The sequence below is a fragment of the Cronobacter sp. HA18003 genome (assembly GCF_011605905.1).
GTDB lineage: Bacteria > Pseudomonadota > Gammaproteobacteria > Enterobacterales > Enterobacteriaceae > Cronobacter > Cronobacter sakazakii.
Genome location: NZ_JAANQO010000028.1, coordinates 64,063 through 89,943 on the forward strand (window position 1 = coordinate 64,063; position 25,881 = coordinate 89,943).

At 56.6% G+C, this 25,881-nt stretch carries 27 protein-coding genes; 18 read left to right on the forward strand and 9 right to left on the reverse strand.

From position 1 onward, the window contains the following. The first annotated feature begins 66 nt into the window (after positions 1-66). The 4 genes from G6041_RS20495 (at position 67) to G6041_RS20510 (ending at position 2,382) form a co-directional block, all read left to right on the forward strand. On the forward strand, positions 67-390 hold the full coding sequence (locus G6041_RS20495; protein WP_011998954.1) for an antibiotic biosynthesis monooxygenase family protein: 324 nt from the start codon (positions 67-69) through the stop codon (positions 388-390). Next, positions 383-781, forward strand: a complete 399-nt coding sequence (locus G6041_RS20500) for an amino acid-binding protein (RefSeq protein ID WP_011998955.1) — start codon at positions 383-385, stop codon at positions 779-781. Before G6041_RS20495 ends, G6041_RS20500 begins: the two co-directional genes overlap by 8 nt. Continuing rightward, positions 754-1,479, forward strand: coding sequence for an ArsR/SmtB family transcription factor (locus G6041_RS20505; RefSeq protein WP_011998956.1), 726 nt, complete (start codon positions 754-756; stop codon positions 1,477-1,479). The genes G6041_RS20500 and G6041_RS20505 overlap by 28 nt, the downstream gene beginning before the upstream one ends. Positions 1,480-1,560: 81 nt before the next feature. Next, positions 1,561-2,382, forward strand: coding sequence for an alpha/beta fold hydrolase (locus tag G6041_RS20510; protein ID WP_007798787.1), 822 nt, complete (start codon positions 1,561-1,563; stop codon positions 2,380-2,382). A gap of 46 nt (positions 2,383-2,428) precedes the next feature. Here the strand turns inward: G6041_RS20510 and G6041_RS20515 are convergent, their stop codons facing one another. After that, positions 2,429-3,805: a PTS transporter subunit EIIC gene (locus G6041_RS20515; protein WP_011998957.1), complete on the reverse strand. Its 1,377-nt coding sequence runs from the start codon at positions 3,803-3,805 to the stop codon at positions 2,429-2,431. 279 nt (positions 3,806-4,084) lie between these two features. On the opposite strand from G6041_RS20515, the gene G6041_RS20520 reads away from it, so the two are divergent. Continuing rightward, positions 4,085-5,284 carry an enolase C-terminal domain-like protein gene (locus tag G6041_RS20520; RefSeq protein WP_041460768.1) on the forward strand — a complete coding sequence of 400 codons (1,200 nt, stop codon included), beginning with the start codon at positions 4,085-4,087 and terminating at the stop codon, positions 5,282-5,284. Here the strand turns inward: G6041_RS20520 and G6041_RS20525 are convergent. Together G6041_RS20525 and G6041_RS20530 are read right to left on the reverse strand one after the other, a co-directional pair. Beyond that, positions 5,272-5,991: a GntR family transcriptional regulator gene (locus G6041_RS20525; RefSeq protein ID WP_041460769.1), complete on the reverse strand. Its 720-nt coding sequence runs from the start codon at positions 5,989-5,991 to the stop codon at positions 5,272-5,274. The genes G6041_RS20520 and G6041_RS20525 overlap by 13 nt on opposite strands. 195 nt (positions 5,992-6,186) lie before the next feature. Continuing rightward, positions 6,187-6,480: a TM2 domain-containing protein gene (locus G6041_RS20530; protein WP_007780690.1), complete on the reverse strand. Its 294-nt coding sequence runs from the start codon at positions 6,478-6,480 to the stop codon at positions 6,187-6,189. Between the two features lie 138 nt (positions 6,481-6,618). Between G6041_RS20530 and G6041_RS20535 the strand changes: the two genes are divergently transcribed. After that, positions 6,619-6,966 (forward strand): nuclear transport factor 2 family protein, encoded by a 348-nt coding sequence (locus tag G6041_RS20535; protein WP_041460770.1) that lies wholly within the window; start codon positions 6,619-6,621, stop codon positions 6,964-6,966. Positions 6,967-7,115: 149 nt separating this feature from the next. Further along, positions 7,116-8,693, forward strand: coding sequence for a GGDEF domain-containing protein (locus tag G6041_RS20540; RefSeq protein WP_011998962.1), 1,578 nt, complete (start codon positions 7,116-7,118; stop codon positions 8,691-8,693). An 82-nt stretch (positions 8,694-8,775) separates the two neighbouring features. Here the strand turns inward: G6041_RS20540 and G6041_RS20545 are convergent, their stop codons facing one another. Beyond that, positions 8,776-9,144 carry a hypothetical protein gene (locus G6041_RS20545; protein ID WP_243759934.1) on the reverse strand — a complete coding sequence of 123 codons (369 nt, stop codon included), beginning with the start codon at positions 9,142-9,144 and terminating at the stop codon, positions 8,776-8,778. Positions 9,145-9,697: 553 nt separating this feature from the next. On the opposite strand from G6041_RS20545, the gene G6041_RS20550 reads away from it, so the two are divergent. The 4 genes from G6041_RS20550 (at position 9,698) to G6041_RS20565 (ending at position 13,283) form a co-directional block, all read left to right on the forward strand. Further along, entirely contained in the window at positions 9,698-10,180 is a 483-nt protein-coding gene (locus G6041_RS20550) for an Hcp family type VI secretion system effector (protein WP_041460772.1), read from the forward strand. 18 nt (positions 10,181-10,198) lie between these two features. Then, entirely contained in the window at positions 10,199-11,137 is a 939-nt protein-coding gene (locus G6041_RS20555) for a hypothetical protein (protein ID WP_007854506.1), read from the forward strand. 221 nt (positions 11,138-11,358) lie between these two features. Beyond that, a complete protein-coding gene (locus tag G6041_RS20560; RefSeq protein WP_011998967.1) occupies positions 11,359-11,685 on the forward strand; it encodes a four-helix bundle copper-binding protein in 327 nt (108 codons plus the stop codon). A gap of 122 nt (positions 11,686-11,807) precedes the next feature. Then, on the forward strand, positions 11,808-13,283 hold the full coding sequence (locus G6041_RS20565; RefSeq protein WP_041460773.1) for a TrkH family potassium uptake protein: 1,476 nt from the start codon (positions 11,808-11,810) through the stop codon (positions 13,281-13,283). Between the two features lie 52 nt (positions 13,284-13,335). Here the strand turns inward: G6041_RS20565 and arsC are convergent, their stop codons facing one another. From arsC to G6041_RS20590, 5 genes are all read right to left on the reverse strand, one after another. After that, complete coding sequence (gene arsC, locus G6041_RS20570; RefSeq protein ID WP_011998969.1) at positions 13,336-13,749, reverse strand: arsenate reductase (glutaredoxin); 414 nt, start codon at positions 13,747-13,749, stop codon at positions 13,336-13,338. A gap of 44 nt (positions 13,750-13,793) precedes the next feature. Further along, complete coding sequence (locus G6041_RS20575; protein WP_011998970.1) at positions 13,794-15,077, reverse strand: arsenic transporter; 1,284 nt, start codon at positions 15,075-15,077, stop codon at positions 13,794-13,796. 87 nt (positions 15,078-15,164) lie between these two features. Beyond that, entirely contained in the window at positions 15,165-15,500 is a 336-nt protein-coding gene (locus G6041_RS20580) for a metalloregulator ArsR/SmtB family transcription factor (RefSeq protein WP_011998971.1), read from the reverse strand. Positions 15,501-15,589: 89 nt separating this feature from the next. After that, a complete protein-coding gene (locus G6041_RS20585) occupies positions 15,590-16,477 on the reverse strand; it encodes a dihydrodipicolinate synthase family protein (RefSeq protein ID WP_011998972.1) in 888 nt (295 codons plus the stop codon). 24 nt (positions 16,478-16,501) lie between these two features. Further along, on the reverse strand, positions 16,502-17,380 hold the full coding sequence (locus G6041_RS20590) for a DMT family transporter (RefSeq protein WP_041460774.1): 879 nt from the start codon (positions 17,378-17,380) through the stop codon (positions 16,502-16,504). 91 nt (positions 17,381-17,471) lie between these two features. Here G6041_RS20590 and G6041_RS20595 point away from each other — a divergent pair, with 91 nt between their 5' ends. From G6041_RS20595 to G6041_RS20625, 7 genes are all read left to right on the forward strand, one after another. After that, positions 17,472-18,806 carry an aminotransferase-like domain-containing protein gene (locus G6041_RS20595; protein ID WP_011998974.1) on the forward strand — a complete coding sequence of 445 codons (1,335 nt, stop codon included), beginning with the start codon at positions 17,472-17,474 and terminating at the stop codon, positions 18,804-18,806. 692 nt (positions 18,807-19,498) lie between these two features. Continuing rightward, complete coding sequence (gene tssB / locus G6041_RS20600; RefSeq protein WP_011998975.1) at positions 19,499-19,996, forward strand: type VI secretion system contractile sheath small subunit; 498 nt, start codon at positions 19,499-19,501, stop codon at positions 19,994-19,996. 34 nt (positions 19,997-20,030) lie between these two features. Beyond that, on the forward strand, positions 20,031-21,572 hold the full coding sequence (gene tssC / locus G6041_RS20605) for a type VI secretion system contractile sheath large subunit (RefSeq protein WP_011998976.1): 1,542 nt from the start codon (positions 20,031-20,033) through the stop codon (positions 21,570-21,572). A gap of 10 nt (positions 21,573-21,582) precedes the next feature. Beyond that, positions 21,583-22,923: a type VI secretion system baseplate subunit TssK gene (gene tssK, locus G6041_RS20610; protein WP_011998977.1), complete on the forward strand. Its 1,341-nt coding sequence runs from the start codon at positions 21,583-21,585 to the stop codon at positions 22,921-22,923. Further along, a complete protein-coding gene (gene tssL, locus G6041_RS20615) occupies positions 22,920-23,573 on the forward strand; it encodes a type VI secretion system protein TssL, short form (RefSeq protein ID WP_011998978.1) in 654 nt (217 codons plus the stop codon). Before tssK ends, tssL begins: the two co-directional genes overlap by 4 nt. A 3-nt stretch (positions 23,574-23,576) precedes the next feature. Beyond that, positions 23,577-25,280, forward strand: a complete 1,704-nt coding sequence (locus tag G6041_RS20620) for an OmpA family protein (protein WP_054628787.1) — start codon at positions 23,577-23,579, stop codon at positions 25,278-25,280. Between the two features lie 14 nt (positions 25,281-25,294). Further along, a complete protein-coding gene (locus tag G6041_RS20625; RefSeq protein WP_007796459.1) occupies positions 25,295-25,786 on the forward strand; it encodes an Hcp family type VI secretion system effector in 492 nt (163 codons plus the stop codon). Positions 25,787-25,881 lie beyond the last annotated feature (95 nt).

Consider the following 25,881-nt stretch of genomic DNA (forward strand, 5'->3'; position numbering starts at 1 on the left):
CCGCGGGCGAAGCATCGTTTCTTCATCACTTTACACTGCAACAACATTCCGTGATGGAGAAAGCCCATGATAGCCGTTTTATTTGAAGCGCAGGCGCTGCCAGAGGCGCAGCAACGTTATTTTGAACTCGCCGCCGCGCTGAAGCCGCTGCTGGCGGATGCGCCAGGTTTTATCGACCTTGAGCGGTTTCAGAGCCTCACCGCGCCCGAGAGAATTCTCTCGCTCTCCTGGTGGGAAAGCGAAGCGGCGGTGCGGGCGTGGAAAGGCAACCTGATGCATCAGGCCGCGCAGCAGGAAGGACGGGAACATATTTTTGCCCATTATCGTATCCGCGTGGCGCAGGTGCTCCGCGACTATTCCTCTGAGACAAAGGATAACTCACATGTATGATATCCACGTGATCATCAGTAACACGCCGGGCGCGCTGGCGACGCTCGGGACGCTGCTTGGTAAAAATGGCGTCGGCCTTGAAGGCGGCGGCGTGTTTTCACTGGCGCAGGAAAGCCATGCGCATTTTCTGGTGGAAGAGGGCGAAACGGCACGGCGCGTGTTGCAGGACGCCGGGTTTACGGTGCAAAACGTCACCCGTCCGCTTATCCGTAAACTGTCGCAGGCACGACCGGGCGAACTTGGCGAGATAGCCCGCGCGCTCGCCGAAGGCGGCGTGAATATTCTTGTGCAGTACAGCGATCACGCGAACCGGTTGATTCTTGTCACCGATAATCCTGAACAGGCAGAAAAGGTAACCAGACCATGGGCAATCCCGGACGACACCCCCTGACAGACGCCGACACCGCGCCGGAGCTTGGACAGGCGATGTCGGGCGTCGCGGCGGCGATGGCCGATCCGTCGCGCGTGGCGATGTTGTGCGCGCTGATGGATGGCCGGGCGTGGACGGCGACAGAGCTTAGCGCGGTGGCGGATATCGCGCCGTCCACCGCGAGCGCGCATCTCGCGCGGCTGCTCAGCCACGGTCTGGTGGTTTGCCTTTCTCAGGGGCGGCATCGCTACTACCGGCTGGCGGGCCATGAGATCGCCGGGCTGCTGGAGACGCTGATGGGCGTCTCCATGAATCCACAGCGCCAGCCAGTGTCCAGCACACCCGGACATTTACGCCAGGCGCGCACCTGCTATGACCATCTGGCGGGCGAGCTCGCCGTGCAGCTCTACGCGTTTATGCTGGAGGAAAAATGGCTGACGCCGGACGGCAATGCGCTCACCGAACGCGGGCGCGAGCGTTTTACGGCGCTTGGCGTACCGCTTAATCCAAAGCCCCGGCGCAAAGCGTGCTGCCCGTGTCTCGACTGGAGCGAACGGCGTTATCACCTGGGCGGTGATGCCGGTGCGGCGCTACTGACGCTCTTTTTACAGGAAGGCTGGCTTCTGAGAACGCCAGGCTACCGGGAAGTGACCGTCACCGCCGCCGGGCGCGCTGCGCTGCAACGCGTCTTCGCTGTTAATGGCGCGGTAACAGTCTGAAAACCGCACGATAATTCATCGTCCCGTCATGCAAACACTATACTTATCAGCCTTGGACCATCGCTAAATGAGGAACCACTGATGAGCACGATCAAGACGCAGGACGGCACGCAGATCTATTACAAAGACTGGGGCGCAGGCAAACCGGTGCTGTTCAGCCACGGCTGGCCGCTGGATGCAGACATGTGGGACAGCCAGATGAATTTTCTGGCTGAGCGCGGCTACCGCGTGATTGCGTTTGACCGTCGCGGCTTCGGGCGTTCCGATCAGCCGTGGAACGGTTATGACTACGACACTTTTGCGTCTGACATCAACGACCTCATTGAGGCGCTGGATCTTCACGATGTCACGCTGGTGGGCTTCTCCATGGGCGGCGGCGATGTGGCGCGCTATATCGGCAACTACGGCACGTCGCGCATTGCGGCGCTGGTGCTGCTGGGTGCGGTGACGCCGGTGTTCGGTAAAATCGGCGATTACAGCCAGGGCGTGGATCTCTCTGTTTTTGAAGGTATTCGCGATGGCCTGCGTAAAGATCGCGCGCAGTTTATCAGTGATTTCGCCGCGACGTTCTACGGCACCAACGCAGGCCAGACGGTGTCGGAAGGCGTACTGACCCAGACGCTGAATATCGCGCTGCTGGCCTCGCTGAAAGGGACTATCGACTGCGTGACCGCCTTCTCGGAAACCGACTTCCGCGGCGACCTGCAAAAAGTGGATGTGCCGACGCTGGTCATTCACGGCAGCAACGACCAGGTCGTGCCGTTTGAATCCACCGGTAAAGTGGCGGCGGAAATGATTGCGAACGCGGAACTGAAAGTATACGACAACGGCCCGCACGGCTTTGCTGTGACCCATCAGGACCAGCTGAACGACGATCTGCTGGCGTTCCTGAAATCCCTGTAAGACAGCTCTGGCTGGCCGGTTTTCCGGCCAGCGTATCACTGCGGCGTTACGCCTCCCCGGAGGCCTCTTTTCCCACCAGCAGCGTGGTTAACACGAACGATATCACCAGCGCCATAACGACGCCTGCCAGCGCAAAGATAAAATACGGGCCGATATAGGCGGGCAGGCTGAAAATACTCGACAGAATGTAACCGTACAGCCGTACGCCAAAGAACGCGATAAACGCTGAGGCCAGCGAGCTTGCGATCGTTGCGGAGATAAACGCTTTTTTATAGCGCGTCAGGACGCCAAACAGCGCGGGTTCAGTAATGCCCAGCAGCGCGGAGATGGCCGCGGACAACGTGACGGTTTTCTCGTGGCGTGTTTTATTCAGGCGCCAGATGGCAAATGTCGAGCCAGCAATCGCCATATTCGCCATAAACATCATCGGCATCAGCATGTCATAGCCGCGATCGCTGAAGTTTTGCAGCGCAATTGGCGTCATGGCGTGGTGCATCCCGGTCAGGACGGCCACCGGGCGGATCGCGCCCACAATCAGCCCGGCGAAACTCGCCGAGACACTAAAGAGCCCTTCGATAAACAGCGCCAGCCCTTTGCCAAGCCAGATACCAATCGGGCCTATCACCACCAGCGCCGCCAGCGCGCCAATAAACAGGGTTAACGTGGGCGTAAACACGGTTTTCAGCACGTCAGGCATGATGTGGTCGACCCAGCGGTAGATGTAGCTCAACGCCAGGACAGAGAAAATCACCGGAATGACGCTTGCCGAATAGTTAAACACCGAGACCGGAATGGCATTGAGCAGCCAGAGCGCGCTGACCGCGCCTTCCTGGTGCGTCGCCAGCGCTTTGGCAGCCTCAATCAGCGACGGATACATCAGGCACGCGGCGACAGCAGCCGCCAGATACTCATTGACCTTAAAGATTCTGGCGGCAGAGACTGCAAGCAAAAAGGGCAGAAAGTAAAAGACGCCGCTGGCGATAAGATCGATGATCACGACCGTATCGCTTTTGGCGGAAACCACTTTCAGGGCGACTAAGCCTGCCAGCAAGCCCTTGATCATCCCGGCTCCGGCAATTGCCGGCACAATCGGGCCGAACACGCCAGAGACCGTATCCATAAAGAGCGATACCAGGCCTTTGCGTCCTTTGGCGGGCGTCGTGGCGGCTGCGGGTTTATCGCCCAGCGCGCTGAGCATTTGTTCGTACCAGCTATTCACCTTCGGCCCGATGATGACCTGAAACTGATCGCTCTGAAGCTGTGCGCCCAGCACGCCGGGGAGCTTTTTAATCGCAGTCTGATCGACTTTATCATCATCAACTAAATCGAAGCGCAGCCGCGTCATGCAGTGCCAGACTTTATTAATATTCCCCTGGCCGCCGACCAGACGAATAATATTATTAATGGCTTCTTGCGTCCCCATAATGACTCCTGCCGAATGTTGTTGTCGTTTTAATGGTCCTGTGAAGGATAATTAAACCTTTTTGACAAAACAAACCAATAAAAGTTGATTCTGCTCACATCTTTGCTTCTGGTGTGGATTGAAAGCAGTGTAATGGTAAAATTGGTATGGTTTATTGGTGCTTTTAAAAAGAAATTACTGACCAAAATAAATAGTCAAAAAAAGGGTTTACCCGCCATTATTTTTAAGGTCATGATATTGACATTCCGTATTTCCATAGCGCTGCAAAGGAGTGATTTCGTGACGCCTGTGAACATCAAAAATATCGAATGTTTTATCACCCGCCCGGACAGGCATAACCTGGTGACGGTTCGCGTGACGACCGACCAGGGCGTGACGGGGCACGGCTGCGCCACGTTCCAGCAGCGCCCGCTCGCTGTTAAAACGCTGGTGGAGGAGTATTTACAGCCGCTGCTGACGGGCCGTGATGCGAACAATATCGAAGATCTGTGGCAGATGATGAACGTCAACGCCTACTGGCGTAACGGCCCGGTGATGAACAACGCAATATCGGGCGTGGATATGGCGCTGTGGGATATTAAAAGCCAGCTCGCCGGTATGCCGCTGTACCAGCTTTTCGGCGGTAAATCCCGTGACGCGATCCCGGCATACAGCCACGCCAGCGGCGACACGCTGGACGCGCTTTTTGCGTCCGTGGATGCGCTCATCGAACAGGGATATCGCCATATTCGCTGCCAGCTCGGTTTTTACGGCGGCACGCCTTCCGGCCTGCACGCGCCGGAAAACCCGACGCCCGGCGCGTGGTTCGATCAGCAGGAATATATGCGCAATACCGTCGATATGTTCCGCGCGCTGCGTGAGAAATATGGCTGGAGCCTGCATTTTCTGCATGATGTTCACGAGCGTCTGTTCCCGCAGCAGGCCATACAGCTTGCGAAACAACTGGAGCCTTACCAGCCCTATTTTATTGAAGATATTCTGCCTCCCCAGCAGAGCGCCTGGCTTGAACAGGTACGCCAGCATAGCTGCGTGCCGCTGGCGATGGGCGAGCTCTTTAATAACCCAAGTGAATGGCACGATCTGATCGTCAACCGCCGTATCGATTTTATCCGCTGCCACGTTTCGCAAATCGGCGGGATCACCCCGGCACTGAAGCTTGCGCATCTGTGCCAGGCGTTCGGTGTGCGTCTCGCGTGGCATGGCCCGGGCGATATGACCCCGATTGGCGTGGCGGTGAACACGCATTTAAACATTCATCTGCATAACGCGGCGATTCAGGAATTTATTCCGCGCTCGGCCATGACCGATCGGGTTTTCCCCGGCGCGCCGGAGGTGAAAGACGGGTTTATCTATCCGCCGGTCAATGCCGGCATCGGCGTCGGATTTAACGAGGCGCTGGCGCAGGCGCATCCGGTGATGTATCGCCCGCATGAATGGACACAAAGCCGCCTGCCGGACGGCACGCTTCACACGCCCTGATGCTGGCGGCGGGTCAGCGTGTCGCGGTTATACGGAATGACATAGGTGCAGGTGTAGTTGATATCAATAATATCGCTCACCTCAAACACGCGACCGCCTTCCAGAATGCCTCTATTGTTAATATGCATCGCCGGGCTGCCTTTCTTGCAGCCCAGCAGTATCGCCTGTTCGCGGCCCACGCTCACGGCGCGGTAGGTGGTCAGCAGGTGCGAAATCGTCAGCCCTTTACTCAGCACATATTGCTGAATGGAATGCTCAATCACCTGTTGGTTAAGGTCAGGAAAATCCGCCGCCGGCATGCTGGAGATTTCCAGCTGAACCGGCGCGTCGTCGACATAGCGCAGGCGGCAAAAATGCCAGATGAAGCTCTCCTCACTAATGCCGAAAATCTGCTGCGCCGCTTTGTCCGGGCGCTTTTTATGCAGGCTAATCATCCGGTAGCGAATTTGATCGAAGCGTTTTTCGGTAATCGAGTTATACACCAGCGGATTACTGCGCGCCTGCTCGTTGATCCAGGCGCCTGAGCCCTGAACAATCCGCACCACGCCGATGCTCACCAGCTTTTCCAGCGCCTGGCGAATGGTAAAACGCGAGACGCCATATTCTTCCGCTAACTGCCGTTCCGGCGACAGCTTCCGCGGGCCAGTCGTAGTGTCCTGGTAAATTTTGCTGAGCAGATCCTGAGTCACAAACTCTGTTTTATTCATTATCTTTACCTGCATAACGTCGGCGGGGCGCGGGGTCAAGCGTATCATTTAGCGGCGTTTTTTTCAGTCTGCCGGAAGGAAAGCTGTGTGGTGAATCGCTGCGGGTAAGCGTGAGGCAGGGGCTGCCCGGAAGCAAAAAACAGAAAAGTCATTCCACATGAGCGGCATGCGGAATGACTTTAACATCAGGACTTATCAGCCATATTTACGCGCAAAGTTTTCATCGGTATCACACAGATAAATGATGAACTCGACAAACGCGATAATCGAAGGAATAAAGGTCCAGCAGAAGATGAGATAAAGTAAGCCCTGGCCGATTTTACCTAAATAGAATTTATGTGCTCCGAAACCGCCCAGGAAAAATGCGAGTAACGCGGCGCTGATTCTGTTTTTATTCCCGCCAGTGAATTGCGTCGCACCGCACTGCGGGCAGGCTCTGGCCGATTCATGAATTTCTTTCCCGCACCCGCGGCAAAACACCATCGACATTTTGGTATCCTTATTGTCGTTATTGATTTCTACGAAACGATTGCTGTTCAGCGCAATAATACGCTTTTAGTGCATTAAGAGATAACCCTAAATAACGGGCTGAACGGCACTTATTCAGTGCGATCGAAAAGAGGCATCATGTTACTGGAAAGGCTCACTACGCTCGAACAAAGCCTGCATGGCGACCAGCGCCGCGACCCCGCCTGGCTTGAATACCTGCTTCACCCGCAGTTTTGCGAGGTGACACGCTCCGGTGTCCTGGTCAATCGGGATGAAACAATTGATGCGCTGACACAGGAAACCGGCACCGCGTTTATTGTGAGCGATGGTTTTTCGCTGCTGTCGGTAAACGCCGGTAGCGCTATTCTGCGCTACCGCACGTGTACGGCCGAAGGCCATCGTCCGGCATGGCGCGCGTCGCACTGGGTAAAAGTGGACGAAGCCCGCTGGCAGCTTATTTTTCATCAGGGCACGCCTGCCGTCTGAACATTATCCGTCATGTTACCGTTAACGGTGTGAGCCTGTACTCCGCACGGTTAAATTATTGTCACCAGACGGGCGTAAGCCCCTCCAGAAACGGCCGCCGATACCGATAACCCCTGAAGCCATGTTGGTGATTTCCGGGGAACCGTTTCGTGACTCTCAGACAGTTTATTTCCTACCGACTTGGGTTGAGCACGTCGCTTGGCCGAAGTCTGGCTGTCTTACTTCTGTTCCTCCTGGTGGGCGGGATCGGCACGAACGTACTGGTGTTTATGCACTCCTGGGATGATGAGATAGCACAGGCCGCCAATAAGGCAGTCAACCTTTCTGTCGCCCAGGTGCGTCAGGCGGAAGATACCTTTATGGCAGTCGGCCAGACGCTTGATGACGTGCGCGCGGCGGTCAGTGCCGGGCAGGCCGCAACGTACCATAGCTATCTGGTGCGCCTGAAAGCGCGTCAGCCGCTGCTCGACGGGCTCTATTTCTACAACGCGCAGGGCGTTATCAAAGGTTCTTCATCCGGCATCAGCGGCATTCCGGGCGATATCACGCATCAGGACTATTTCCAGTTTCATTATGAGAACCGCCAGACCGGCATTCATATCGGGCGCGTGATTAAAAGCCTGGCGTCCGGTGAGCTTGTGATCCCGGTATCGGTGAGAGTTAACGATCTCAGCGGTGGCTTCGCGGGCGTGGTGCTCGCTACCGTTAAGCTTGACTATTTCCGCCGCTTTTACAGCTATTTCGAGCTCGGCCCGCGCGACATGCTGGCACTGCTGCTGACTGACGGTTCGGTGCTCTGTGTGCGACCCTACGATGAAGCGAAAATTGACATGAATATTGCCGGCAGTCCGCTGTTTACCCGCGAGCTGATTCGCGCCGACCGCGGCACCGGCACCTGGGTGGCGTCGCTCGATCATATTGAAAGGGTATTCGGCTTTGCCCGTACGGAAAAACTGCCGCTGGTGGTGGTCGCCGGTTACGATCGCGCCGAAGTGCGTATGCACTGGCTGCGTAATAATCTGCCGGGTCTGCTCTCCAACTTTATGCTGCTGCTCGGGTTTCTGCTGTTCAGTTCTGTGGTGTTTCGCAAAGTGCGGGGCAGCATTCGCGATCAGCAGGAGCTCAAACAACTGCGCGACGAGCTTCTCAAAGCAAACCAGACGTTTAAATCGATGGCGATGGCCGACAGCCTGACGGGGCTTGCCAACCGCCGCAAGTTTGATACCACCCTCGCGAAAGTGCTGGCGGACGCCGCGGCTACAGGAAGCCCTGTGTCGCTGATTATGCTCGATATCGATTTCTTCAAGCGCTACAACGACAGCCGCGGCCATGCCGCCGGGGACGCCTGTCTGCGGCTTATCAGCAATACGTTGCAGATGGTGACGCTGCGCACCAGCGATCTGGTGGCGCGTTACGGTGGAGAAGAGTTCGCGATCGTGCTGCCGGATACCACCGGCGAAGAAGCGCTGGCGCTCGCGCAGCGGGCTGTCTGTATGGTCAGGGAAAAACATCTGCCGCATCCGTCGACGGATCTGCCGGAGCAGATCGTCACCATCAGCGCCGGTTGCCATACGGTGCGGGGCAACGGGCGCGAGGACGCATTCAGCGTACTCATTCGTGGTGCCGATACTGCGCTTTATCTTGCGAAAAACCACGGGCGTAATCAGGCATACCGGTTCTCAAATACCATTGCGACCGGCAATGATAAATCCATTTATGCGGCTTAGGGCGCGTGGAGCAGGGCAAGGCGTGCGTGGGTAAACGACGGGGATTCACCGTCAGGCGCGTTCCCCTGACGGTGTGGGGGCTTTAATGCTTACTGACACGCGCCAGGAACGTGTCCCACTGCGCTTTCAGGGCATCGACATGCGCTTTTTCGAGTGTGGAGAGTTTAGAAAAGTCTGCAAAGTTATCGTTGATTTCACTGTGCAGGACAAGGCCTGGCACACTGCTGTTCGCCTGCTGCTCCAGCACGGCGCGACGCTGTGCCAGCATGTTTTGCAGGCTTTTTTCACGCTCTTCTTTGCTTTGCCCGACATTGACGGGCGTGTCACTGCCGGACTGCACGGCGCTGGTTTTGTCGGTTGAAATAGCGACCGTTTCCGGGGCTTTTTTACGGGTGTAATAATCACTGCTTACGGCGTAGCTGTCCTGCATGGCGGGTACGATGGCGGTCACTTTCCGAACTCCTTCCGGTTGAAATAGCATCAGGAAGCTTATCGGCCTGTTAAATTAACCCTTTAGGGCTGTATGGTTTTCCCTACCTGTTCTGGGAGGGGCGGTATTTTTCTCCGCGATTAATTACATTATTAATACTTCATTTTCTATTAAATATGAGATTTAAGATAAATCGCAGGTTCGCTTTTTTATTAGCATGGAGATCATGATAAAACCCTTTTGTTTTATAACGTATTCTTTCCAGAGCAACGCATCGGCAATGGGTGTGATATTTTTTCCTTATTACCTTTAATAAATTTCATTATGATTTTCTTTATCCTGATCCCGGGGTTTTTTGTGAACCACTCCACATTTAATTCGTTCATAACGATTAATGCTCCTGCAATAAAAGTGAAACACATACAGGATATACGCGGAAATAATTCGAATGAGATTCGTCTTAATTTCCGGAGCGGTATTGTTTAGCGTTTTGAATGAACTTACAGTGAAACCGAATTATTTGCCTCCGGGCTTTGCTTATTCTCACCTGCTATCTGATAACACGGAGTATTACATGGCTATTGATATGTTCCTGAAAGTGGAAGGCGTGACCGGCGAATCTAAAGATGCTAATCATGCCAGCTGGATCGATGTCCTTTCTTTTAACTGGGGCGCAGCGCAGCCGGGCAATATGGCGGTCGGCGGTGGCGGCGGTGCCGGTAAAGTTAACTTTCAGGATTTAGCCGTACAGGCCATTGTGGATAAAGGCACGCCCGCCATTCTTAAATTCTGCGCCAGCGGTAAACATGTCAATAAGGTGGAGCTTTCTGTCTGTAAGGCCGGTGGTCAGCAGGTAGAATATTCAAAAATCGTTCTTGAAGATGTGCTGGTGACCCGCACGGAATTCACGGGCGTGGGGCAGACAGATACGGTTCTTGTCAGTTACTACTTCCAGGCCGCGAAGGTGAATTTCCATTACTGGGAACAGTCGAACCAGGGTACCAAAGGTGCGGAAACCAAAGCCGGTTGGGATATTAAACAAAATAAAGAGCTCTGATAAGAAAGGAGTGGCAAGATGGCAGAAATTAACTCCATGATAAATGCCCTTCTTTCCGATCGGTCCCACTTTACTGAACAAGAAATACATACCATTATCGACTTCGTGAATGAACTCGATGATGACATGCTGTATCAGTTTGAAAATGCTGAAGAACGCAGCGTAATGTATAGCTATGAGCAATTGCTGGCCAGTTCCAGACCTATTGGCATCAATAATGGCGGGCGCGATATCGAGCTGGGGTTACTTAATTCGGGACCGAATACGACGATTCAGAATAACAGTAATTTTTTCAACCGTTTTAATACTCGCGTACCGCTTTTAGGCCGCCGTGCGGGTAACATTTATAATGAAGCCACCAAAATCTCTTATGATTATGCCGGAAAAGTTATTGCCGGCATTGGTGGGATTTTTGGTGTTTCCGCCGGGGTCACTGCGGTTGTCACAACAGGGAGCGAAGCGGCAAAAGCGGCGTCTACAACCGGGGTTCGTACCGCATTTCTGGTCGCAGGCGGTTTTTGCGGGGTTGTGGGTGGCTTTCTGGTACTCCTGCGCAATACGATGTCAGACAGACAGACGGCGAATAACAAACGCTTTCTGGAAACCGTAAAAAAGGCCGTGAAAATCCGTACCAAAGTGAATAAGTTTTTCGAAGAGACCAATAACAAGGTAGTGAAAGATCCGGCGAAAGCGAAAACACAGCTTGAATCCGGTCTTGCCTCACATCCGGCCCGCTTCGCGGCAGGCCCAGGCGGCTCGACGGTTTACGCCGATTTGTCGCCGGTCGAAAAGCTCATCACCGAGGATTTCGCGACACAGCACTATGATATCCGCTCAAAAGTGGTTATCAGCCGTGGCAATCCGTGGCAAATCACACTCACTACGCTGCGTGGCGGCACTAAGCAGTTTACTCAGGAAGAGATGACCGTACTGCAGAATATCGCGAGCCGGTTGTAGCGTTCCCGCATGCGGCGGGCAACCGTCGCTTTGCTCTCCTTTCTCCGGCGGCGGCGTTAGCCCCGCCCGCATCTTTTCTCTCCGGCTCTGGTCATGGTTATGACCTCGGGCAATGCTGAGCGCTTTTTTATACAGATTATTCATAAACGGCCCAAAACATGGCGCAGTCGAATCCTGCCTGACACACTTTTCCTGTGTTTAACCACTACAGGAGAAACCGAATGACGCTACGTTATGCGCAATGTATTGAGGCGTGTTACGCCTGCGCGACGGCGTGCGATCGCTGCGCGGCGGCCTGTCTGAAAGAAGACGATCTGGATATGATGCGAGAATGCATACGACTGGATATGCAGTGCGCCAGTCTGTGTCGTCTGGCCGCGCAATTCATGGCACAGGAGAGTGAATTAGCGCACCAGGTATGTCAGCTCTGCGCGCAAATATGCCGCCAATGCGGCGAAGCGTGCGGCAAACACGAGGCTGACCATTGCCAGCAGTGCTCGCAGGCGTGTCTGCGCTGCGCTGAGGCCTGCCATAACATGCAGGCCTGATGGTCTCTGTACAGGGATGTATGGCCGCGCTGCTGCGGTCTATACCACTTTTTTTACAACATTTTTATACGCAGGGCAGTTTAATAAGCGGATCTGTCAGTCGATTGTTTTGAGGCCTGGTTTTGCTACAGCTCGCTCCTGCAACATCTTCGCGTCCCGCCATTGTCATTCATCTGTGTGGTTTTCTGGTATTGCTCTACAGCTTTTCGATGCTGCCTCCGATGCTCGTTGCGCTGTTTTGCAAGGATCGCAGTTATTTTTCTTTTCTGATGACCTTTGTCATTTTTTTTGTGCCGGGCTGCGCTGCATGGCTTGCCACACGCCGCCACATCGCGCCGCTCAAAACCCGTGACGGTTTTCTGATTATCGTGCTGTTCTGGATCCTGTTTTCCCTTATCAGCGCAATGCCGTTCTGGCTCGATAACGCGCTCGGCCTGAACGCCGCGCAGGCGCTTTTTGAAGGGGTATCCGGCATAACGACGACGGGAGCCACCATCATTAACGATGTGAGCGGGCTTCCGAAGGCTTACCTTTACTACCGCGCACAGCTCAACTTTATCGGTGGTCTTGGCGTTATTGTTCTCGCGGTTGCCGTGCTGCCGCTGCTTGGGATCGGCGGCATGAAACTGTATCAGTCTGAGATGCCAGGGCCTTTTAAGGAAGAGCGCTTAACGCCGCGTCTGGCTGATACGTCGCGCACGCTCTGGTTCACCTATGTTTTGCTGGGCGCAGCCTGCGCCGTGGCTTACCGTATAGCGGGCATGCCGTGGTTTGACGCGCTGTGCCACGGGCTTTCAACGGTTTCTCTTGGCGGGTTTTCCACGCGTAATGAAAGCATCGGCTTTTATGACAGTTATCCGGTCGAGCTGGTGGCGGGGCTGTTTTCACTGTTATCCGCCGTGAATTTTACCGTCTGGTTTGTCGCTTTCACCCGGCGAACCCTGAAGCCATTTCGCCGCAACGCGGAGCTGCACTTTTTTCTTCTGGTCACGCTGATTATCGTGCTGCTGACCGCCTGGCAGGTCTGGCATGAAGGGATGTACGATCTGACGGGCAGCCTGGTTCACGCCTTCTTTCTGGCAAGCTCAATGATTACCGATAATGGCCTTGCGACGTCAGACTATGCGAGCTGGCCTGCGCATACTATCGTCATGCTGTTGTTGGCGAGCTTTTTTGGCGGGTGCGTGGGGTCAACCTGCGGGGGGATTAAAGCGCTGCGCTTTCTGATCCTGTTTAAACAAAGCCGTAATGAGGTGCATCAGCTGGCACATCCGAGGGCAATTTTAAGCCTGCATGTCGGACAGAGTGTGGTCAATGAGCGTGTGCTGCGCTCGGTATGCAGCTTTTTCTTTCTCTATATGCTGGCCAGTATTTTGTTTATCTGGGCGCTGACCTTAATGGGCTATGATCTGCTGAGCGCTTTCGGCACGGTGGCCGCCTGCATCAACAATATGGGGCTTGGGTTCGGTGTGACGGCGGCGAGTTTTGACACGCTTAGTGACGGCGCAAAATACCTGATGTGTCTCGCGATGATTCTGGGACGCCTTGAGATCTATCCGTTTCTGATCCTGCTGTCGCGGTTTTTCTGGCGTGCGTGAGTCTGGCGGTAAACGGCCCCCTGAACGGGAGCCGTTGCCTGCGCTTAACGCATTACCGACCTTGCGGAATCAAAACCTCGCCATCTTCTTTTGTAAACGGGCCTTGCTGCGGATCGGGCAGAATAGCCAGGACTTCTTCTGAGGGACGGCACAGGCGGGTGCCGAGCGGCGTTACCACAATCGGGCGATTAATAAGAATCGGGTGCGCCAGCATCGCATCCAGCAGCGCCTCATCACCGATTTTCTCATCGTCCAGCCCGAGCGCCTGATACGGCTCGACATTTTTGCGCAGCAACGCCCGCACGCTAATTCCCATATCGCTTATCAGCGTCTTCAGCTCGTCGCGGGGCGGCGGCGTTTCCAGATAAAGAATAATGGCCGGCTCCACGCCGCTGTTGCGGATAAGGCCAAGCGTATTGCGTGAGGTGCCGCAGGCCGGGTTATGGTAAATCGTAATCGGGGTCATCAGGGTTCTCCGTCAGGGCGCGTTTTGCCGCGCCCTGGACCAGGTTAAAAGGAAAGGCGCAGGGCGAGGGCCGCAAGCGTTACCAGCAGCACCGGCAGGGTCATCACAATGCCTGCCCGGAAGTAATAGCCCCAGCTAATCGCAATATTTTTCTGCGCCAGCACATGCAGCCAGAGTAGCGTGGCGAGACTGCCGATCGGCGTGATTTTTGGGCCCAGATCGCAGCCGATGATATTGGCGTAAATCATGGCTTCTTTAACCACGCCCGTGGCGGCACTGGCCTCAATGGAGAGCGCGCCAACCAGCACCGTCGGCATATTATTCATCACCGAGGAGAGCGCGGCGGTCAGAACGCCCGTCCCGAGCGTCGCTCCCCAGATCCCGTGTTGTGCAAAGACGTTAAGCAGGGCGGAGAGATAACCAGTCAGCCCGGCGTTGCGCAGGCCATACACCACCAGATACATGCCCAGCGAGAAAATGACGATTTGCCACGGCGCGCCTTTCAGCACTTTGCGCGTATCGATAACGTGTCCCTGGCGTGCTACCAGCCAGAGCAATGCCGCTGCCACGGCGGCGACCAGACTCACAGGCACGCCGAGGGGCTCCAGCGCGAAAAACCCCACCAGTAGCAACACCAGCACCAGCCAGCCAGTCATGAAGGTGCGCCGATCGCGGATCGCCGTCTGCGGCGCGCTGATTTTTTCACGATCGTATGTCGCCGGAATGCCTTTGCGGAAAAAGAGGTGCAGCATCACCAGTGAAGCCGCTACCGAGGCGAGGTTTACCGGCACCATCACAGCGGCGTAATCGCTGAAGCCGAGCGAGAAAAAATCCGCGGTCACGATATTCACCAGATTCGAGACCATCAACGGCAGGCTGGCGGTATCGGCGATAAAACCTGCCGCCATGACAAACGCCAGTGTGGCCCCGCGGCTGAAGCCGAGCGCCAGCAGCATTGCGATAACAATCGGTGTGAGGATCAGCGCCGCGCCGTCATTGGCAAACAGCGCCGCCACCATCGCACCCAGTAAAATTATGCAGGTAAACAGCCGGGCTCCTTTACCGTTGCCCCAGCGAGCCACGTGCAGCGCCGCCCAGCGGAAGAAACCGCACTCATCCAGCAGCAGGCTGATGATAATCACAGCGATAAACGTCGCGGTGGCGTTCCAGACAATATTCCACACCACCGGAATATCGCTGAGGTGTACCACGCCGGTGAGTAGCGCAAGTGCTGCGCCTGCCGACGCGCTCCAGCCGATGCCGAGCCCTTTCGGCTGCCAGATAACCAGAACCAGGGTCAGGATGAAAATCGCACCCGCCAGAAACATACCGCTCTCCTTGACTGAATTTCATGGCTTTGATGCCAGTGAACGACGTAACAAATATGATTATTCATATATGTATTAACAAAATTTTTAGCCGCAGCGTCTGGTGTTTGCCGCGTTTTGCGTGGCCAGCGACGCAATCGCTTCACGTTCGCATAAAAACGCCTGCTCAATCACCGCAGCAGCCCAGGCGGGCATATGAGGCGAAAGCCGGTAGTGGATCCACTTACCGTCGCGGCGATCGCTGAGCAGGCCGCTGTCGCGCAGCAACGCCAGGTGACGGGAGATCTTGGGCTGGGAGAGGTTTAACGTGGCCGAAAGCTCGCAAACGCACAGCTCGCCCTGGGCACGCAGCAGAAGTGCGAGGCGCAACCGGGTGTCATCAGCCAGTAATTTAAACAGCTGTAGCGGCGTGAGAGACATCATTCACCCTCCATAAAACAGTGGAGGGTAGTGTGGAGCGCTCAAACACTGACGTCAACAACATATTCGTATTTCCGAATATGTTTAGTGGATTAGTGATATTCCTGTTGTGATAGCACCGCCTGCAACTGTGCGCGCGCTTCGCCCTGCAGACTCAGCAGCGGCTCCGGCAGACAGGGCGCCGCGACGCGTCCGCAGATTTCCGCAGCGGCCGCAATCACCCGCAAACTGCCGTGGCGGCGAAATAATTCCCACAGCGGTTCAAACTTCTCGTTCAGCGCCGCGGCCTGCGCCTCGTCGCCCTTCAGCGCGGCGTCGGTCAGCGCCCGGATGTCGCGTGGCCATAATCCGGCGACGACAGAATAGAACACGTCGGCCCCGGCCAGCAGAGCACTGGCGGCCTGCGGATCGCCACTGGTGCCAAGGGTGACGGTGGCGGGGATCTCGCGGCGCAGGGCGGAGATTTTCGCGGCCGCCTGGGCGGCATCGCTGAACGGGCTGAGTTTAATCGAGCCGATATTGGGCAGGCGCGCCACGGCGCACAGTAATTCCTGGGTAAAGGTAAAGCCCGTCGTGGCCGGATTATCATAAATGCACAGCGGTACCGAAACCGCGTGCGCGACACGCTCATAAAGCCGGTATGCCTCTTCCTGACTGAGCGGCTGATAGGAGAGCGGCGAGAGCAGCAGGCCGCGCACGCCTGCGCGCTGGGCGTCATCGGCGAGTTGCAGGATATCGTCCAGGCGCAGCGCGCCGATGCTCGTTATTACCGGAATATCCTCTGCGGCCCCGATCGTCAGCGCCGTGATGCGCGCGCGTTGCTTCCGGGAGAGGTAAGCGTAGCTGCCGGTGGAGCCGAGCGGGGCAATAATATCCACCCGCGCAGCCGCCAGATTTTCAATCAGCGACACAAAGGTTTTTTCATCCACCCTGCCGTTAATCAGCGGCGTCAGCGGGAAAGCGGCGAGACCTTTAAACATGGTGTTTCCTTATTAAATGGCCTGTCAGCGTGCAAATTTCTTCGAGCCTGCCACGCAGAGGATCACCCCCAGCGTCACGGCCAACATCAGCGCGCTAACGTGTTCATTGAGCAGCGTCGCGGCGAGCGCGAGGCCGAGAAACGGCTGTAAGAGCTGAAGCTGGCCGACGGCGGCGATCCCGCCCGCGGCAAGCCCACGGTACCAGAAGATAAAGCCGACCAGCATACTGAACAGCGATACATACCCGAGAGACACCCAGCCGGCAGGTGCCACCGTACTGAACGAGGCGGGCTGCGTCAGCCAGGCGGCGCACAACATCAGCGGCAGCGCGAGGATCAGCGCCCAGCCAATTGTCTGCCAGCCACCGAGCTGGCGCGACAGCGCTGCGCCCTCCGCATACCCTAAACCACAGAGCACTACGGCGGTTAGCATCAACAGATCGCCCTGTAGCGAGATCCGCACATTACCGGTGAGAGCAAACCCTGCCACCAGCATGCTTCCTATTAATGAGAAGATCCAGAAGGCCGGGCGGGGGCGCTCGCCGCCGCGCAGTACGCCGAAAAGCGCCGTCGCCAGGGGGAGCAGGCCGATGAACACCATTGAATGCGCGGACGTCACATGCTGTAGCGCCAGCGCGGTCAGCAGCGGAAACCCCACCACCACGCCTGCGCAGACGATAGCAAGCGACGCCGCCTGCCGCCGCGTTGGCCGCGTTTCACGTCGCAGCATTATCAGCAGCAGCGCCAGCCCTCCGGCGATGGAGGCGCGGGCGAACGTCAGAAAAAAGGGTGAGAAATCGCCAACGGCGACACGCGTGGCAGGCAGCGAACCGCTGAAAATAACCACGCCCAGCAGGCCATTCAGCCAGCCTGCCCATGGGCCCGGACGGGACGGATTTTCCATAACACTCTCCTGATAAATTGCGGCCATTGACGCCCGCCATCGTAGAGCGCTAGATTCATGACAATCAAAAAATTGTCATGGATACATTGCCGTGAAAGCGCGCTACAAAACGCTAGTCGATCGCTATGCATCGGCCATCCGCAGCGGTGAGTTAACCGCAGGCGTTCAGTTACCCACGCACCGGCGGCTGGCGGCGGAACACCATGTCTCGCTTGCCACGGCGACGCGCGTTTACGCCGAGCTGGAGGCGATGGGGCTGGTGAGCGGTGAAACAGGGCGGGGAACCTTTGTAAGGGATATCGCGCTGCCGCCGGGGCTGGGCATTGATCAACATGCCGTGGCGGCCGATGCGCTGGATCTGAGTTTTAACTATCCCGCCCTGCCAGGGCAGGCGGAACGGCTGCGCGACGCGTTGCGCCAGCTTGCTTCGGCCGGTGATATCGAGGCGCTGTTACGTTATCAGCCGCACGCCGGACGCGCGAAAGACAGAGAGGCTATCGCCGCGTATCTGGCGGGCGCAGGGCTGAAGACCTCGCCGGAGAACGTGCTGGTGGTGAGCGGCGCGCAGCATGGCCTTGCGGTGTCGGTGATGAGCCTTCTGCGCCCCGGCGATGTCGTGGCGGTGGACGCGCTGACTTACCCCGGTTTTAAAGTGGCGGCACAACTTTGTCATGTTGAGCTGGTGGCGGTGCCGTTTACCCCGCAGGGGCCGGATCTCGGGGCGTTGCAGGCGCTCTGCGAAAAGCGTCGTGTGCGGGCGGTTTACACGATGCCGACGCTGCACAACCCGATCGGCTGGGTCATGACGCCGCGCCAGCGACGCGCGCTGGTGGCGATTGCACGGCAATACGATCTGTTGCTGATTGAAGATGCGCCTTACGCCTGGCTGGTGAAACCCGCGCCGGTGCCGCTCGTGGCGCTGGCACCAGAAAGAACGGTGTATGTGACCGGGTTTTCGAAGAATATCGCGACGGGCTTGCGCGTGGGCGCGGTCGTCTGCCCGCCGCGTTTTCGGAGCGCGTTCGAACGAACCATCCGCGCCACCGCCTGGAATACGCCTGCGCTGATGACCACGCTGGTCTGCAACTGGCTGCGTGACGGCACGGTAAACCGGTTTGAGGTGCTGAAGCGCCGCGATGCGCGGGCGCGCCAGCGTCTTGCCAGGCAGGCGCTGGCTCCGCTTGAGGTGATGGGCAATCCGTCATCCTATTTCCTCTGGCTGCCGCTGCGGGAAGGCGTCCGGGCCGAGCAAGTGGCGCAAAAACTGCTGCATAAAAAGATTTCGGTTTCGACCGCCGAGCCGTTCAGCGCATCACTTCATACACCCCACGCGATACGGCTCGCACTCGGCTCTTTACCGCTGGAGACACTACGGCAGGCGCTTGAAACGATCCGGGAAACGATACTGTATGAGGAAAATCTTTAGAAGCCCGGAGAGGCGGCCTGCTGCCAACATCTTTGTTGCTCAGGCCGTAGCTTCGATAATACGCTCCCGGACGGTGTTGTCGTATATTTTGTGTCCTTATGATTAATGCTCTCCAGTATATAAATTATTAATTATTCAGCGCTGGCATTTTCCCGAAATAATTCTCGATAATTAAGTAGGGGGTGTTGTTATCTGGCAGGAAGAAAAATAACGTTACTGAAAGACAACTGAATTTATTCGTGAGGCTGGTGTGGGTTTAATATTTTTTATGCCAATTGTTTTCGCGGATTCATTCCTTGGATACATGATATTAGTCCATTTTCTTTGCCTTTTTTAAGGAAAGGATGATAAATTCCAGCGCAATTGTTACGCGCTGGAAATAATGTTTTTTTAATTAAGTATATGAATGCTTTCGGACACGGGGGTACGCCCTGATATCGCTAATGACGAAAATAATTTGCCATTAATACAGGTTCGAAAATGGATAGATTGTCATTTTTTTAGCAAAATTCATTTACATTTGCCGTTGTTCATTGTCTTGTGAATAACCACGATGCGCGTAGCATTTATCAATGTAACTCTCTGTTTTAAAGCTCCTTGTTCATTGCCGTAAGCGCAGTGAGATGTGGTGGGCGGAGTCTCGCGGCTTCCGGTTCTCCACAACCTGAAACCTTATTGTGAAGGAACACGTCATGTCTGGTTCATTTCAGGAAGAAATTCCTAAAGCCCGTATTAACCTGAAGTTAAATCTGCACACCGGCGGCGCGCAGAAAAAAGTTGAGCTGCCGCTGAAATTACTGGTCACCGGCGATTTCAGTCACGGCCAGGAGCACCGGCCGCTGTCTGAGCGCAAAAAAATCGACATAAACAAAAATAATTTCGACAGCGTGCTTTCGGAATTTTCACCGGCGCTGAATCTCGCCGTGGAAAATACCCTGACCGGTGACGGGTGCGAAGAAAACGTGCGCCTGACCTTCCGCCAGATGAAAGATTTCGAGCCGGAGCAGGTGGCGCGGCAAATTCCCCAGCTGAAAGCCATGCTCGCGATGCGCAATTTACTGCGCGACCTGAAATCCAATCTCCTTGATAACGCCACCTTCCGCAGGGAGCTGGAAACCATCCTGAAGGATCCGGCGCTGAGCGATGGCTTACGCGCGGAACTGGCGTCGCTGGCCCCGAAACACGCCTGAGGCGCACCGGGTTTATTACGGATTAACGAGAGAAATGCTGATGTCTGTTCAGAACACCCCCACTGCTGCCGGCGCCACGCAGGTGCAGGAAACCACCGGCGGCGTTTACGCCTCGCTGTTTGAAAAAATTAACCTTCATCCGGTCGACGCGCTTGATGATATCGACGCCTGGCAGGACAGCCAGCGCCTGGCGGACGCCTCCGCCGATGAGCGCGTGACCGCCGCGGTCCGGGTTTTCCTGGAGCGCCTGAAACAGTCCGGCCAGCAGGTTGAAAAGCTCGACAAAACGCTGCTTGACCACCATATCGCTGAGCTGGACCGGCAAATCAGCCGCCAGCTGGATACGGTGATGCACCATCCGGAGTTTCAGCAGGTGGAATCGCTGTGGCGCGGCCTGAAGCATCTGGTGAACCGCACCGACTACCGCCAGAACGTGCGCACGGAAATTCTCGATATCGCCAAAGAGGATTTGCGCCAGGACTTCGAGGACGCGCCGGAAATCATCCAGAGCGGCCTCTACTGGCACACCTACACGGCGGAATATGACACGCCCGGCGGTGAGCCGGTGGGCGCGGTGATTTCCTCGTATGAGTTTGACGCCAGTGCGCAGGATATGGCGCTGCTGCGTAATATTTCTAAAGTCTCCGCCGCGGCGCACATGCCGTTTATCGGTGCCGTTGGCCCGAAATTTTTCCTCAAAGATTCCATGGAAGAGGTGGCGGCGATTAAGGATATCGGCAACTACTTTGACCGCGCCGAATACATCAAGTGGAAATCCTTCCGCGACACCGACGATGCCCGCTATATCGGCCTGACCCTGCCGCGCGTGCTGGGCCGCCTGCCGTACGGCCCGGACACCGTGCCGGTGCGCAGCTTTAACTATGTGGAAGAGGTGAAAGGGCCGGACCACGAAAAATACCTGTGGACCAGCGCGTCGTTTGCCTTCGCGGCCAATATGGTGAAGAGCTTCATTAATAACGGCTGGTGCGTGCAGATCCGCGGCCCGCAGGCGGGCGGCGCGGTGCAGGACCTGCCGATTCATCTCTATGACCTCGGCACCGGCAATCAGGTGAAAATCCCGTCGGAAGTGATGATCCCGGAGACGCGTGAATTTGAGTTCGCGAACCTCGGTTTTATCCCGCTCTCCTACTACAAAAACCGCGACTACGCCTGCTTCTTCTCGGCGAACTCGGCGCAGAAACCGGCGCTGTACGACACGCCGGACGCCACCGCCAACAGCCGCATCAACGCGCGCCTGCCGTACATTTTCCTGCTGTCGCGCATCGCGCACTACCTGAAGCTGATTCAGCGCGAGAACATCGGCACCACCAAAGACCGCCGTCTGCTGGAGCTGGAGCTGAACAACTGGGTGCGCGGTCTGGTGACGGAGATGACTGACCCGGGCGACGAGCTGCAGGCGTCGCACCCGCTGCGCGACGCGAAAGTGGTGGTGGAAGATATCGAAGACAACCCGGGCTTTTTCCGCGTCAGGCTGTACGCCGTGCCGCATTTCCAGGTGGAAGGCATGGACGTCAGCCTGTCGCTGGTGTCGCAGATGCCGAAAGCGAAGTCATAAGGCTGTCGGGATGAAAATCTATCGCCCGTTATGGGAAGACGGGGCCTTTCTGGCCCCGCAGCAATTTCAGCAACAAGCCCGCTGGGACGCCTGGGTCGCGGATACGGTTGCCAGAATGACCCTGGCGAACCCGTGGGGAGTGCTTTGCGCAGAATTTGACGAAGGCGCGTTAACGCTCGCCAGACTCAATGCGACGCGCCTGGTGGTACGCTTTGCCGACGGAACGCTGATTGACACCGATCTTGCCGATAATTTACCGCCAGTATGCGATTTATCCGGGCTGGAACAGGAAAGTGTCGACGTTTTACTTTGCCTGCCGCTCCTCAGTGCAAATGGCGGCAATCTGGAGAATAGACAGGACAGCGCCCGTCCGCGACGCTGGCAGTCTGAACGGGTAACCGTTCAGGAGCTGGCGGGACATGAGCGTAGCGAGCTGGCTGTTCTGCGCCACGCACTGACGCTTCGCCTCTCAGGTCAGGATAACGGCGCCTATCTCACCTGCCCGGTGGCGCGATTACAGCGCAATCTGCAAGGGCAGTGGGTAATGGATAAGCGTTTCATCCCGCCGATGCTATCGCTGGCGGCAAGCCCTGTGCTGTGCGGCGAACTCCACGATCTTTTACACCGCCTGCAGGCCAGGCGGAAACGTCTGATGGCGATGCGGCGGGAAAGTAATGAGCGTATGGCTGATTTCGCCGTGGCGGACGTTTCTTTGTTCTGGCTGTTAAATGCCCTGAACAGCGCAGAGCCCGTTTTAAGTGAGCTCTATCAGTTTCCCTCGCGTCACCCTGAAATCCTCTACCGTGAGCTGGTAAGACTGACTGGCAGCCTGCTGACCTTTTCGCTTGAACATCACGCGGAGGAAATCCCGGCGTATCAGCATGAGCAGCCGGAACAGGTATTTCCGCCGCTTTTTGCTCTGCTGGATACGTTACTGGAAGCGAGCCTGCCCTCACGTGTCATTGCTGTCGCGCTGGAACAGGGGCCGGACTGTGAGATCTGGCGAGGGAAGTTACACGATGCGCGGCTGCGCGAAGGGGCGGATTTCTATCTTTCGGTGCGTTCAGCGCTGCCGAATCACGAACTCCAGACACGTTTTCCGCAATTGTGCAAAGCGGGCAGCCATGACGACGTTTCAGAGGTCGTCAATATCGCGCTCAGCGGTATGGTAATCAAACCGCTCAGTCATGTTCCTGCAGCGATTCCGCTGCGTCTTGAGAATCAGTATTTCGCGCTGGATCTGACCACCGATGCCGCCCGCGCCATGCTCGACGCCGGGAACTGCGCCTTCTACACGCCGCAGTCTCTCGGTGAGGTAAAACTGGAACTGTTTGCGGTGCTGCGGTCATGAAAAAAGATGAAATAAACCTCATAAACAGGGTGTTTTATCCTGGCTGGCTGATGGTCAGCCAGTTACGCAGCGGGCAGGCGATCAACGATGGTGAAGCGCTTTATCGCCGCGCCTGCCAGTGGATCACTACAGCACGCCAGACGCTGACTGACGCAGGTTTCAGCGAGGCGAGTTGTGAAACGATGGTGTATGCGTACTGCGCGCTGATCGATGAAAGCGTGATGAACCGTGACAGGCAGGACGACGGGTATCGTAAATGGCGCCAGGATCCGTTACAGGCGCGTTTTTTCAGCACGCTGAATGCAGGTGAAGAGCTGTGGGAACGCATCCGCATTGCCCTTCGCGATCCTGCGCCGGACAGTGCCGTGCTGACCTGTCTGTATCGCACTCTGCAGCTGGGTTTTGTCGGCCTGTACCGCGCGCAGGATGACGAGCGGCGCGAAGATGTGGTACGCGCACTGAGTGAATATGTCCCTCCGTTTGAGCTGACGCAGGGGGAATCTGTTGTAGTCAGCGCCTCCCGCCTGCGAAGCGGACGTCGTTTCTACTGGCTGGGGTGGATCGCGGGGATAGTGACGCTGGCGGCGCTGTGGCTTGCGTTTTCCGCTGCGCTGACGCGCCAGGTTGCGCAAATAGCAGGGCAGGGATGACGGATGCGTGAACGAAACCGCCCGCTTTTTACTCTCTTTGCCACAGTGCTGGCGCTATGGCTGGTGCTGGGGTTCTGGCCCTTTTCTGCGTTGAATAAGCTTTTACTGAGTGTCGGTATCCTTCTGACAGGCGGGGCAGCGCTGTGGTACCTGCGGCGTTATAGTTTGCGTCGTCAGGCTTCGTGCGCCCAGGTGGCAGCCGCTCTTTTGCCGCCGGAAAATTTCCAGGGGGCGCTGGTGTTGGTCGGCGGTGACACAGGAGCACTCTTTCCGGCAGGGGGTGATTATCGGGAAAGCCGACAGGGCTGGTATCTTCGCGCGGCAAATGCAGAGCAGCTCCCTTTACTGGCGCAGCATATTGCGCTCACCCGGCCTGCTCTGGTGTCGCAATTGTCGATTCTGTTGGCTGTCGTGCCTGAGCAGCAGGTCTGCGATGACACGCTGACGCAGTCGCTGCGGGTATGGCACAGAAGTATTCTGGCGTGCCGTAACTGGCTTAATGGCTTGCCGCCCGTATGGAGCGTGGTCTGGCTCAACACGCTTGATGCCGGTGGTAACACCCTGTGGTTTACCCTTACACCGGGGCGTCCGGGTTTACAGGCCCGGCAGGCTGACCATGTGACATTACCGATAGCAGAGTGGCAGCGGGAGCCCGCTTTCAGCCCATCACGTTTATCTCCGGTACTCTGGCTGGATAGCGTGATGGCTTTTATTCACCGGTATATCTGTCAGCCACTCGCCAGCCCTCAAAATGAGCTTCCTGCGCTGCCTCTCGCTGCAGTGGGTGTTTGCATGACGTCTGTTGAATCAGTGGTTGATAACCTCTGGCATAAGCAGATTGCCAGCATGACCACACTCCCGCCTTTGACACAGAAATCCAGTGAACCATTGCCATTGCCCGATATGTTGCTGGCGTCACTGCCTTGCTGGCGAGGCATTAGCTGCAGAATGCGGGATCTCCGCATCGCGGGGGTTATCACCTTCTTGTTTATCGGGCTGGCGTTGTGTGCCTCGTTTATGAATAACCAGCGGCTGGTACGTCGTATTGGCGACCATCTTGCGCGTTATCACCATCTCAGCGGGATGCCACCCGCACCAAAAGCGCAGGCACAGCAGCGCCTGCGTACTGACAGTCAGCTGCTTGATGACTGGCTGAGGCGCGGCGAACCGCTGCGTTACGGGCTTGGACTCTACCAGGGCGAGAAACTGATACCGCCATTAGACGCGGCCATCAGTGACTGGTCAGCGCCTGTCTCATCACCTCCGGTTAACAAGAACATCATTACCGAACCACAGACGATCCGCCTGGACGCGCTTTCGCTGTTCGACACCGGTCAGTGGCGGCTGAAAACCGGCTCCACGAAAGTGCTGGTGAACGCGCTGGTGGGCATTAAGGCCAGGCCGGGCTGGCTGATTGTGGTCGCCGGGCATACCGACGATGTGGGCGACGAACGCGCCAACCAGCAGCTGTCGCTTAAGCGCGCCGAAGCGGTGCGCGACTGGATGCGCGACACCGGCGACGTGCCGGAGAGCTGCTTTGCGGTGCAGGGCTACGGCGAAAGCCGCCCGGCGGTGCCCAACACCACGGCAGAAGGGCGGGCGCTGAACCGTCGCGTTGAAATCAGTCTGGTGCCGCAGGCGGACGCCTGCCGGCTGCCGGACATTCCCCTGCCGCCCTCACAGGATGAGAGCGGTACTCAACCTTAAATGGAGACAATCCCATGGCAATTCCTGTTTATCTCTGGCTGAAGGACGACGGTGGCGCGGACATCAAGGGTTCCGTTGATGTGAAGGACCGCGAGGGCAGCATTGAGGTGGTGGCGCAGGAGCACTCGCTGTACATCCCGACCGACAACAACACCGGCAAGCTGACCGGCACCCGTATCCACACGCCGTTCCTGTTCACCAAGGAAATCGACGCCTCCAGCCCGTATCTGTACAAGGCGGTGACCACCGGCCAGACCCTGAAGTCCGCCGAGTTTAAATGGTACCGCATCAACGACGCGGGCCAGGAGGTGGAGTATTTCAACACGAAGCTTGAGAACGTGAAGCTGGTGAAAGTGGCGCCGCTGATGCACGACATCAAGGAGCCTTCCAAGGAGAAGCACAACCATCTTGAGCGCATTGAGCTGCGCTACGAAAAAATCACCTGGACCTACAAGGACGGCAACATCATCCATTCCGATTCGTGGAACGAACGTACCACTGCCTGACCCAGCCAGCAGACGGGAGACCGTCTGCTTTTTTGTCTGCAGAGCGCCTGGTGCGGATGTTCTGCAGACAAAAAATATCACCACTCCGCCCCTGT

Coding starts and splice junctions, on each gene's coding strand:
- G6041_RS20495 (WP_011998954.1), top strand. CDS start 67: ATGATAGCCGTTTTATTTGAAGCGCAGGCGCTGCCAGAGGCGCAGCAA.
- G6041_RS20500 (WP_011998955.1), top strand. CDS start 383: ATGTATGATATCCACGTGATCATCAGTAACACGCCGGGCGCGCTGGCG.
- G6041_RS20505 (WP_011998956.1), top strand. CDS start 754: ATGGGCAATCCCGGACGACACCCCCTGACAGACGCCGACACCGCGCCG.
- G6041_RS20510 (WP_007798787.1), top strand. CDS start 1,561: ATGAGCACGATCAAGACGCAGGACGGCACGCAGATCTATTACAAAGAC.
- G6041_RS20515 (WP_011998957.1), bottom strand. CDS start 3,805: ATGGGGACGCAAGAAGCCATTAATAATATTATTCGTCTGGTCGGCGGC.
- G6041_RS20525 (WP_041460769.1), bottom strand. CDS start 5,991: ATGAATAAAACAGAGTTTGTGACTCAGGATCTGCTCAGCAAAATTTAC.
- G6041_RS20530 (WP_007780690.1), bottom strand. CDS start 6,480: ATGTCGATGGTGTTTTGCCGCGGGTGCGGGAAAGAAATTCATGAATCG.
- G6041_RS20535 (WP_041460770.1), top strand. CDS start 6,619: ATGTTACTGGAAAGGCTCACTACGCTCGAACAAAGCCTGCATGGCGAC.
- G6041_RS20550 (WP_041460772.1), top strand. CDS start 9,698: ATGGCTATTGATATGTTCCTGAAAGTGGAAGGCGTGACCGGCGAATCT.
- G6041_RS20555 (WP_007854506.1), top strand. CDS start 10,199: ATGGCAGAAATTAACTCCATGATAAATGCCCTTCTTTCCGATCGGTCC.
- G6041_RS20560 (WP_011998967.1), top strand. CDS start 11,359: ATGACGCTACGTTATGCGCAATGTATTGAGGCGTGTTACGCCTGCGCG.
- arsC (WP_011998969.1), bottom strand. CDS start 13,749: ATGACCCCGATTACGATTTACCATAACCCGGCCTGCGGCACCTCACGC.
- G6041_RS20575 (WP_011998970.1), bottom strand. CDS start 15,077: ATGTTTCTGGCGGGTGCGATTTTCATCCTGACCCTGGTTCTGGTTATC.
- G6041_RS20580 (WP_011998971.1), bottom strand. CDS start 15,500: ATGATGTCTCTCACGCCGCTACAGCTGTTTAAATTACTGGCTGATGAC.
- G6041_RS20585 (WP_011998972.1), bottom strand. CDS start 16,477: ATGTTTAAAGGTCTCGCCGCTTTCCCGCTGACGCCGCTGATTAACGGC.
- G6041_RS20590 (WP_041460774.1), bottom strand. CDS start 17,380: ATGGAAAATCCGTCCCGTCCGGGCCCATGGGCAGGCTGGCTGAATGGC.
- tssB (WP_011998975.1), top strand. CDS start 19,499: ATGTCTGGTTCATTTCAGGAAGAAATTCCTAAAGCCCGTATTAACCTG.
- tssC (WP_011998976.1), top strand. CDS start 20,031: ATGCTGATGTCTGTTCAGAACACCCCCACTGCTGCCGGCGCCACGCAG.
- tssK (WP_011998977.1), top strand. CDS start 21,583: ATGAAAATCTATCGCCCGTTATGGGAAGACGGGGCCTTTCTGGCCCCG.
- tssL (WP_011998978.1), top strand. CDS start 22,920: ATGAAAAAAGATGAAATAAACCTCATAAACAGGGTGTTTTATCCTGGC.
- G6041_RS20620 (WP_054628787.1), top strand. CDS start 23,577: ATGCGTGAACGAAACCGCCCGCTTTTTACTCTCTTTGCCACAGTGCTG.
- G6041_RS20625 (WP_007796459.1), top strand. CDS start 25,295: ATGGCAATTCCTGTTTATCTCTGGCTGAAGGACGACGGTGGCGCGGAC.